Genomic DNA, 6,771 nt, shown 5'->3' with positions numbered 1-6,771 from the left:
CACCGAGTCGTCGCTGCCCACGTCGCGCCAGATCTGTGCGAGCTCACGGTGACCGTCGTGGCCGGCTGTGGGCAGCTTGCCGTTGGCTGCTTTCATCTGAATGTCCAGCACCGCGCCGGCCACGCCCCGGCGGGTGATGTGAAGGGTCTGGTAAGCGCTGTAGTCCATTGGCTGGGCAGTCATGGTGTCTCCGTCGGGTGGCAAAAGCAATCTCCGGATTGTGCCTCGCACAGGCCAAGGCCTCTTCGCTTGACCTTCATCAACCGGGCCCATGGCGCCGTGGCCCATCATGAAGGCGACTACAAGAAGGATGACTCATGGACAAACTACAAACCGCGCCTTACCAACAGCAATTGCTGGACATGCGCGCCACCTTGCTCGCACAGATATCAGCGCAGCGCGGCGGCACCGTCAGCCGCGCAGAAGCCGCCGCAGAACATTTTGGCCACCCGGAAGACTCACGCGCCCAGGTGGCGACCGAGCGCGAGATCGAGTTCGCCTTGGGCGAACGCGAAACCGCCGAACTGGCGGACATTGACGCAGCCCTGGCCCGCATCGAAGCCGGCAGTTACGGCTTGTGCACAGCCTGCGGCGTGGTCATTCCCGCAGCCAGGCTGGACGCCAGCCCCGAGGCGGAGCGATGCATCGCCTGCCAGGAAAAGGCCGAGCGGGCACATCCGGCCTGAGCCCTTTTTCCACTCATTTTTTTACAGAGGATTTCATGAGCACTTTTCACGCCGTTGTCTGGATCGACCAGTCCGAAGCCCATGTGGTGATGTTTGACCGCGAACACATGCAAGCCCAGCGCATCAAGTCGCGCACGCACCACAAACACCAGGGCAAGGCCGAAGGCAGCGCCGCCTTTTTTGCCGACGTGGCACGTGCCCTGAACGGCAGCCGTGAAGTGCTGCTCACCGGCCCCGGCCTGGTGCGCAACCAGTTCCGCGACTGGTGCAGCAGCCACCTGCCCGCTGTGGCCGAGGCCGTGGTGGACTCGGTGGCCAGTGACCACCCGAGCGATGGACAGCTGGTCGCGCTGGCCCGCCAGTACTTCAAGAAGTTTGACAACATGGCGGCTGATCCTTCGACCGTCTGAGCTGCGGGTTTTCTGCCGGGGGACAGCAACCGGCGCTGCGCAGGCTGCTATCCTTGCGCGGATGCGCAGCCTGTTTCATTTCGCCTTCAACGTCACCAACCTCGACGAGGCCCGCCGTTTTTACGGCGGCGTACTCGGTTGCGCCGAAGGCCGCAGCACCGATACCTGGGTCGATTTCGACTTCATGGGCCACCAGCTGTCGCTGCATCTGGGTCCGCCTTTCAAGACAGACCGCACCGGCCACGTCGGCGGCACGCTGGTGCCCATGCCACATTTCGGGCTGGTGTTGACTCTGACCGACTGGCAAGCGATGGCCGACCGGCTGCAGGCGGCCGGCACAGAGTTTTTGCTGGCGCCGCAGATACGTTATGAAGGCCAGCCAGGCGAGCAGTGGACCATGTTCTTTTGCGACCCTTTCGGCAACCCGCTTGAGATCAAGGGCTTCCGCGACCTTCAGGCAATTTACGCCGCATGAACTACACCTTCGTCTCGGCAACGATTTTGCTGCTGCTGATCACCGATCCGCTGGGCAATATCCCGATTTTTGCGAACGCGCTGCGCGGCGTGGCGCCCGAACGTCGCGCCTTTGTGATCCTGCGCGAGGTGCTGATTGCCTTTTTGCTGTTGCTGGCCTTCATGTTTGTCGGCGACAGCTTTTTGCGGGTGATGAACCTCAGCGAGCTGTCGCTGCAAATCGCCGGCGCGGTGATTTTGTTTTTGATCGCCCTGCGCATGATCTTTCCAGTCGCACATGCCGAGGCCGAGCCGCTGAAGGGCGAGCCGCTGATCGTGCCGCTGGCCATCCCCGCGCTGGCAGGGCCGTCGGCACTGGCCACGGTGTTGCTGCTGGTGTCACAAGCGCCCGCGCGGCGCATGGAATGGGTGGCGGCGCTGTGTGTCACCATGGCTGTCTGCGCCGTGGTGCTGGTGCTGGCCGAACGCATTCAGCGGGTGCTGGGCGAGCGCGTGGTCATGGCGTTTGAGCGCCTGATGGGCCTGATTCTGGTGGCGATCTCGGTGGAGATGCTGCTGCGCGGCATCCAGCTGTTCATCACGCAAACGCGCGCTGCAGGCTGAGCCCCCGACCTCTACCTTTATTTCACCGGCGCGGCGGCGACGATCTTCTGCTCAATCGCGCCAAACACCAGCTCCCCGTCCTTGCCCTTCATCTCAATGCGGATGGTGTCGCCAAATTTCATGAATTCGGTCGAAGGTTTGCCGTCCTGGATGGTTTCTATCGCGCGTTTTTCGGCGATGCAGCTATACCCCTTGGGCCAGTCGGTCTTGCCTTGGGTCTCGACGCCCTTGTTGCTGACGGTGCCCGAGCCAATGATGGAGCCGGCACGCACGTTGCGGGTTTTGCAGATATGGGCGATCAACTGGCCAAAGTGAAAGGTCATCTCCGGTCCGGCATCACACATGCCGACCTTGCGGCCATTCCAGGTGCTTTGCATGGTCAGGTTGACACGGCCCTTGTCCCAGGCATCGCCCAATTCATCGAGCGTGACCGCCACCGGACTGAAAGCGGTGGCCGGTTTGCTCTGAAAGAAGCCAAAGCCTTTGGCCAGTTCGTTCGGAATCAGGTTGCGCAAGCTCACATCGTTGGCCAGCATCACCAGGCGTATGCCTTCCAGTGCCTGATCGGGCGTGCTGGTCATGGCGACATCACCGGTGATGACGGCAACTTCGGCTTCGAAGTCAATGCCGTAGTCTTCGCTTGGGCACACCACATCGTCGCAGGGGCCAATGAAGTCATCGCTGCCGCCCTGGTACATCAGCGGGTCCTTGTAAAAACTGTCGGGTACGTCGGATTCGCGCGCCTTGCGCACCAGCTCAACATGGTTGATGTAGGCCGAGCCGTCGGCCCACTGGTAGGCGCGCGGCAGCGGCGCCATGCACCGCGCGGGTTCGAACGGAAAGGCGTGGCGCGTCTTGCCGCTGTTCAGGCTGTCGTACAGGTCCTGCAATTGAGGTGACAGGAAGTTCCAGTCGTCCAGCACCTGCTGCAGTTTGCCCGCTATGCCCGTCGCATAATGGGCCGTCGTCAGGTCGCGCGAGACCACCACGAGCTGCCCGTCGCGCGATCCGTCTTTGTAGGTAGCGAGCTTCATCAGTTTCCTTTGGATGTGGGTTCTTCCGGGTCCGGCTGGTGCCATCTTGCCGATACACCGCAGACGCCGCTAAAATTACGATAAGTGAAACTAGTTTACCTAAATGTAATTTTGAAATTTTAATCGAATTCCATGAAAGAGCGCAAAACTACCCCCGCCCGCCCGCCTGCTGCGCCCTCCCAGCGGGCTGGTATCCAGTCGGTGGAAGTTGGCTTCAGCCTGCTGCAGGTGCTTGCCGCCTCCACCGGGGCCTTGATGCTGCGCGACCTCGCAGCCGCGGCCGGCATGAGTGCTGCCAAGGCGCACCGCTATCTGGTGAGCTTTCAGCGCCTGGATCTGGTCACGCAGGACGCAGGCAGCACCCGCTACGACCTCGGTCCGGCGGCCCTGAAGCTGGGACTGGCCTCGCTGTCGCGGCTGGACAGCGTCAAACTTGCGCGCCAGCGGCTGGGCCCGCTGATGGAACAAATCGGCCAGACCCTGGCGCTGGCGGTCTGGGGCAACCAGGGGCCGACCATCGTGCACTGGGAAGAGTCGCCGCAGGCAGTGACCGTCAATTTGCGCCTGGGCGATGTCATGCCCTTGCTGTCCTCGGCCACCGGCCTGTGTTTTTCTGCCTTCATGGCGCAAACCTCAGGCAGCCGCAGCAACAGCCAGGGCAGGGAAAGCCAGCGTCCGCATGACCGCCTGCCCCCCTTGCTCAAGGACGAGCTGGCGCGCATGCAAAAACTGGCGCGCAAGGACGTGCCCAAAACCATGGCCGAGGTGACGGCAGTGCTGCAAGAGGTCCGCCAGCGCGGCCTGGCGCGGGTGGTAGACACCTTGTTGCCCGGCGTGGGCGGCTTCTGCGCCCCGGTGTTTGATGCCGACGGTCATCTGGTGCTCGGCATGGTGGCGCTCGGATCGCTGGCCACCTTCGATCCGGCCTGGGACGGCGCCGTGGCCAGGCCGCTGGCGAGTGCAGCGCGGCAACTCTCCAGCGATCTGGGATTCACACCGGGATGAACAACCCGTCCGACCGGCAGACTGCCGCGCCGCCTGCACGCGCGCTGGTATTTTTGACGGCGCTGGTGCTGCTGCTCCACGGCCTGATGTTGCGCGCCGCGCCCACACAATGGGGCATGGAGGCCAGCCCCGGCACGCGCCTGCGGCCCCTGATCACACGCACCATCGAAATCAAGCCCCCCAGCGTCGCCGCCACGGCGAGCACCGTGCCGACCCAGCCCCCGGTTTTGCGACGAAATACGGCTCCATCCCCTGCTGCACCTGCGCAAGCAGCTATGGAAGCAATAGCAACTCCTGCCCCAAAAAATCCCGAACCGACCAGCCCGGTAGCTGCGGCCGAAGCCAGCCCTCCCGCCGTTCAGGCAGCGCCTGCGGCAGCTCCTGTAGCCGCCGTGGTGGCACTGACCATTCCGGGCTCGGTCCGCCTGAAATACGCCATGACCGGGCGCTCCAAAAACCTGGACTACAGCGCTCTCGCGGAGCTGGAATGGCTGCAGGACGGTCAGACCTACGACGCCAAAATGGAGGTCAGTGCACTTTTTCTGGGCTCGCGCAGCATGAGCAGCAGCGGGCGCATCACCGCCGATGGCCTGGCGCCCACACGTTTTGCCGACAAGTCGCGCAGCGAGCGAGCCGCCCATTTTGAAGCCGACAAAGGAAAAATCACCTTCAGCGCCAATACGCCAGACGCGCCCTTGCTGCGCGGCGCGCAAGACCGCCTGAGTGTTTTTTTGCAGCTGGCCAGCCTGCTTGCCGGGGACCCCGCCAGCCACCCCGTCGGCAGCATGGTGTCGCTGTACACAGTGGGGCCCCGCGAAGCCGACACGTGGGTCTTCACCGTCGACGCGCCTGAGACTCTCAGCCTGCCGGTCGGCCAAATGGCAACCCTCAAGCTCACACGCAAGCCACAACGGGAATTCGATCAGACCGTTGAAATCTGGTTTGCACCCAGCATGGACTACCTGCCGGTGCGCAGCCGCATCACCCAGCAAAACGGGGATTTCATCGACCAGCAGCTGCGCGGCACGGAAAAGCCCTGATTCGCGTGACTTTGTTGGCTTTTCCCGGATTTACCCTGTGCGCCTTGAACCTGGCTCAATCGTTGCTATCTGATGAGCATCAACATCTCGCTTCCGGAAGGACACTGCACCATGCAAATGCTTTACGACTCTGACTCCTTTGTGGTGGTGCAGATCCACGCCAATGCGCCCGAGGAATCCGCCCCCCTGCCGGTGGTGCCCGAACTCGCGCGCCACGGCTTTGAAATTGTGGACAAACGATCCGGCAAAGAGGTCTATCTGGACGGCTCATGGGCCGAGATGTTTCAGCAGCGCCTGAACGGCTGGCAGAAAAACACACCCACCCAGGAAGAGATCGAAGACACGCTCGAGGGTTACGCCGAACTGGCGCACACACCCATCAGCCTGCACTGACAAGCGCCCCGCAGCGGGGCGCTTTCAATCGGTTTTGTACAGCCAGCGGTACAGCGGCGCCACCAGCAAGAGCACCGCCACCAGCCGGCACACCTGAAACGCCGTGACCACGGGCACACCCAGTTGCAGCACCTTGGCAGTGATCGCCATCTCGGCAATGCCACCGGGTGAGGTACCCAGCACCAGCGTAGCCAGCGGCAGGCCAGTGGCCCAGGCCAGCAAGGCCGCAAAACCGCTGCACAACACCAGCATGACCACGGTTCCCAGCACCACCGACCCCATCCAGCGCGGGGCGGCTTGCAGAAAGCTTTTTGAAAATCGCACACCCAGGCCCACCGCAATCAGCAACTGAGCGGCATTGGTCAGCCAGACCGGTATGCCCGACAGATGCACGCCCGCCATGGTCAGCCCCATGGCCACCAGCAGCGGCCCCATGAACCAGGGGTTGGTACGCCCCAGGCGCTGCAGCAGCCATGCCCCGGCCGCCGTCGCCAGGGCCAGCGCGGCAAAGCCGGCAGCGTCAACGGCGCGCAGCACCGGCGGGTTGATGTCCAGGCCATGCAGACCGCTCCACTGCATGGCAAACGGAATGGTGACCGTGACCAGCAGCAGGCGCAGGCTGTGTGAGGCAGCGACCAGATCGGTGCGGGCATGGGCGCGTTCAGCCAGCAGCGTCATCTCGGAGGCGCCGCCAATCGCACCGGCAAAGTAACTGGTGGCACGCATCGCCGGCGCAGGCACGCTGGGCATATGCCTTGCATTGACGCGCTGCAGCCACGCGCCAAAACCCAGCCCAAGCAGCAGCGCCCAGGCAATGGCAAGAACAATGGCCCACCAGAGGCTGCCCACCAAAACGGTGACCTGCGGCGTGAAGTACAAACCCAGCGCTGCACCGATCACCCATTGCCCGGCGCTGCCCAGTGGCCGCCAGCTGGCCGTGGGTGCGCCCGCCACCGAGGCGCAGGCGCTGGCCAGCAGCGGGCCAATCATCCACGGCAGTGGTGTCCCCAGCCAGACACACAGAGCGGCGCCGACCAGAGCCAGCAGCAAAGTAAACAGGACGCGGATTGGTTTGACAAGCATCAACAGCAGGCGAGAGGACATCGGGCAGGCGGCAGCCGCCGCT

9 protein-coding genes and 1 pseudogene are annotated in these 6,771 nt (G+C 63.4%); 7 read left to right on the top strand and 3 right to left on the bottom strand.

Annotation, left to right across the window (positions count from 1 at the left end; genetic code table 11):
* Positions 1–168: pseudogene (locus Q8L50_RS06290) on the bottom strand (enoyl-CoA hydratase); the annotation flags it as partial.
* 149 nt (positions 169–317) lie between these two features.
* On the opposite strand from Q8L50_RS06290, the gene Q8L50_RS06285 reads away from it, so the two are divergent.
* The 4 genes from Q8L50_RS06285 to Q8L50_RS06270 all read left to right on the top strand — a co-directional run bounded on the left by Q8L50_RS06285 (position 318) and on the right by Q8L50_RS06270 (position 2,173).
* The gene (locus tag Q8L50_RS06285; protein WP_305347805.1) at positions 318–686 is read left to right on the top strand and encodes a TraR/DksA family transcriptional regulator; all 369 of its coding nucleotides are present in this window, start codon (positions 318–320) and stop codon (positions 684–686) included.
* A gap of 35 nt (positions 687–721) precedes the next feature.
* The gene (locus Q8L50_RS06280) at positions 722–1,096 is read left to right on the top strand and encodes a hypothetical protein (RefSeq protein ID WP_305347804.1); all 375 of its coding nucleotides are present in this window, start codon (positions 722–724) and stop codon (positions 1,094–1,096) included.
* Positions 1,097–1,157: 61 nt separating this feature from the next.
* Complete coding sequence (locus Q8L50_RS06275) at positions 1,158–1,571, top strand: VOC family protein (RefSeq protein ID WP_305347803.1); 414 nt, start codon at positions 1,158–1,160, stop codon at positions 1,569–1,571.
* Complete coding sequence (locus Q8L50_RS06270; RefSeq protein ID WP_305347802.1) at positions 1,568–2,173, top strand: MarC family protein; 606 nt, start codon at positions 1,568–1,570, stop codon at positions 2,171–2,173. Before Q8L50_RS06275 ends, Q8L50_RS06270 begins: the two co-directional genes overlap by 4 nt.
* 17 nt (positions 2,174–2,190) lie before the next feature.
* Here the strand turns inward: Q8L50_RS06270 and Q8L50_RS06265 are convergent, their stop codons facing one another.
* Positions 2,191–3,207: a fumarylacetoacetate hydrolase family protein gene (locus Q8L50_RS06265; RefSeq protein ID WP_305347801.1), complete on the bottom strand. Its 1,017-nt coding sequence runs from the start codon at positions 3,205–3,207 to the stop codon at positions 2,191–2,193.
* A 132-nt stretch (positions 3,208–3,339) separates the two neighbouring features.
* Here Q8L50_RS06265 and Q8L50_RS06260 point away from each other — a divergent pair, with 132 nt between their 5' ends.
* The 3 genes from Q8L50_RS06260 to Q8L50_RS06250 all read left to right on the top strand — a co-directional run bounded on the left by Q8L50_RS06260 (position 3,340) and on the right by Q8L50_RS06250 (position 5,645).
* Entirely contained in the window at positions 3,340–4,212 is an 873-nt protein-coding gene (locus Q8L50_RS06260; protein ID WP_305347800.1) for an IclR family transcriptional regulator, read from the top strand.
* Positions 4,209–5,252, top strand: coding sequence for a DUF3108 domain-containing protein (locus tag Q8L50_RS06255; protein WP_305347799.1), 1,044 nt, complete (start codon positions 4,209–4,211; stop codon positions 5,250–5,252). Before Q8L50_RS06260 ends, Q8L50_RS06255 begins: the two co-directional genes overlap by 4 nt.
* Before the next feature lie 111 nt (positions 5,253–5,363).
* Positions 5,364–5,645, top strand: a complete 282-nt coding sequence (locus Q8L50_RS06250; protein WP_305347798.1) for a DUF3567 domain-containing protein — start codon at positions 5,364–5,366, stop codon at positions 5,643–5,645.
* Between the two features lie 24 nt (positions 5,646–5,669).
* Here the strand turns inward: Q8L50_RS06250 and Q8L50_RS06245 are convergent, their stop codons facing one another.
* Positions 5,670–6,728 (bottom strand): AbrB family transcriptional regulator, encoded by a 1,059-nt coding sequence (locus tag Q8L50_RS06245; protein WP_305347797.1) that lies wholly within the window; start codon positions 6,726–6,728, stop codon positions 5,670–5,672.
* Between the last annotated feature and the right edge of the window lie 43 nt (positions 6,729–6,771).

Source organism: Polaromonas sp., from assembly GCF_030680935.1.
Lineage (GTDB): Bacteria > Pseudomonadota > Gammaproteobacteria > Burkholderiales > Burkholderiaceae_C > Polaromonas.
The sequence above is the reverse complement of the archived record's forward strand: the minus strand, read 5'-3'. Positions and strand labels throughout refer to the sequence as shown.

Coding starts and splice junctions, on each gene's coding strand:
- Q8L50_RS06280 (WP_305347804.1), top strand. CDS start 722: ATGAGCACTTTTCACGCCGTTGTCTGGATCGACCAGTCCGAAGCCCAT.
- Q8L50_RS06245 (WP_305347797.1), bottom strand. CDS start 6,728: ATGCTTGTCAAACCAATCCGCGTCCTGTTTACTTTGCTGCTGGCTCTG.
- Q8L50_RS06270 (WP_305347802.1), top strand. CDS start 1,568: ATGAACTACACCTTCGTCTCGGCAACGATTTTGCTGCTGCTGATCACC.
- Q8L50_RS06285 (WP_305347805.1), top strand. CDS start 318: ATGGACAAACTACAAACCGCGCCTTACCAACAGCAATTGCTGGACATG.
- Q8L50_RS06275 (WP_305347803.1), top strand. CDS start 1,158: ATGCGCAGCCTGTTTCATTTCGCCTTCAACGTCACCAACCTCGACGAG.
- Q8L50_RS06250 (WP_305347798.1), top strand. CDS start 5,364: ATGCAAATGCTTTACGACTCTGACTCCTTTGTGGTGGTGCAGATCCAC.
- Q8L50_RS06255 (WP_305347799.1), top strand. CDS start 4,209: ATGAACAACCCGTCCGACCGGCAGACTGCCGCGCCGCCTGCACGCGCG.
- Q8L50_RS06260 (WP_305347800.1), top strand. CDS start 3,340: ATGAAAGAGCGCAAAACTACCCCCGCCCGCCCGCCTGCTGCGCCCTCC.
- Q8L50_RS06265 (WP_305347801.1), bottom strand. CDS start 3,207: ATGAAGCTCGCTACCTACAAAGACGGATCGCGCGACGGGCAGCTCGTG.